Here is a 1,280-nt window from a genome sequence, read left to right on the forward strand (position 1 = left end):
AATGCGCGCCCCGGCGAAAAAAAAGCCGGACAGCTGGCAATTCAGAAACCGGGTATGGGTGACATCACTGTAAAGAAAGTTGGGCGGCAGCCATTCTGGCGCCTGGCGGTTGGTGCGGCCATCATATGGCACGGGCATGCCATCGGGCGTCGCGCGATTCAGGCTGACAAACGTTGCTTCCTTCAGCATTGCATTGCGGAGATCCATGTTGAGAAGGTAGCAGTCGGTAAACTCGGCACCCTGGAGATTGGTGCCCATCAAGTAACAACTATTTCCAACACACCGGACGAATCGCGCCCCGGAAAAATCGGCATGATCAGTGAAGTCACACCATTTCATGCGGCAGTCCTGAAACTCCGTTCGCACCTTCCCCTTTTTGTCTTGGCCTGCCTTGGCACCCTTGAATTTGCAAGACACCATCTGGCAGTCAACAAAACGGGCACCCTGCAGCCGGGCTTTCGAAAAGTCGGTGCAATCCATCGTGCAGCCAATAAACTGCGCCCCACGCAAATCCAGACCATGCAGGTTCATGTGCGAAAAATCCATCTTCTCGAACACCGCCTGACTGAAGTCCGCGCCACTGCGCATCAATTGCTGAAGGTCTTTGCCTTTCAATTCACTAGCCTCAGAGGACGTCACCCCAGCCTTACCCCGAAGCGCCGCAGTCAACCGGATACCGTCCGGACTCTTGCTCGGCGGCAGCACCAAGCCGCTGAACCACCCCGGGCATTCGTGCACATAGTCAGACACCACTGCTCCGTGCTTCGATTCTGAAATAAAGAACTCCTGTCCCTTGTAATCCAGCATCCCGGCGATTTTTACACCATGCGATTGGGCAAAGACCACTTGATCGATCGAATTCAGACGCATATCAGTACTATTCCGGTTCAATAGCGCAGCGAGGTGGTCGCGAAGGTATTGCTCACGTCCGCGATTTCGTCTCGCGTCATTCCTGCCGTCAACCGGCCATCAGTGGCAATTTTCGAGGCGAAAAAGGCGCGAAACATCTGGTCATCCTGATATTTCGAAAGGGTATCCGCCCGCTTGAAACCAGCCTTCAGAATAAACGACCGATCATTCAGAATAACCGACCGACCAAGTTCTTTCTGATTGATTTTCAGCAACTTCGCATCCAGTTTTGCTGCATAATCCTCCATCAGCTTGACGTCCGAACTTCCTTCTGGAGCACTATTCGGACATTCTATCAATGCGTACTTAAACTGCTTGATGAAGAACGACATTTCATCCAGCATCGCGGCGTACATCTTGACCTGCTTGTC

2 protein-coding genes are annotated in these 1,280 nt (G+C 52.7%); both read right to left on the bottom strand.

Annotated elements, in window-relative coordinates; all coding sequences use genetic code 11:
• On the bottom strand, positions 1–870 hold an 870-nt coding region (locus tag DID99_RS36630), incomplete at its 3' end, for a pentapeptide repeat-containing protein (protein WP_148094715.1).
• 17 nt (positions 871–887) lie between these two features.
• The coding region (locus DID99_RS36635; protein ID WP_221623084.1) for a hypothetical protein at positions 888–1,280 on the bottom strand (393 nt) is incomplete at its 5' end.

Origin of the sequence: Burkholderia sp. Bp8986 (assembly GCF_003854225.1) — a bacterium.
Classification (GTDB): domain Bacteria; phylum Pseudomonadota; class Gammaproteobacteria; order Burkholderiales; family Burkholderiaceae; genus Burkholderia.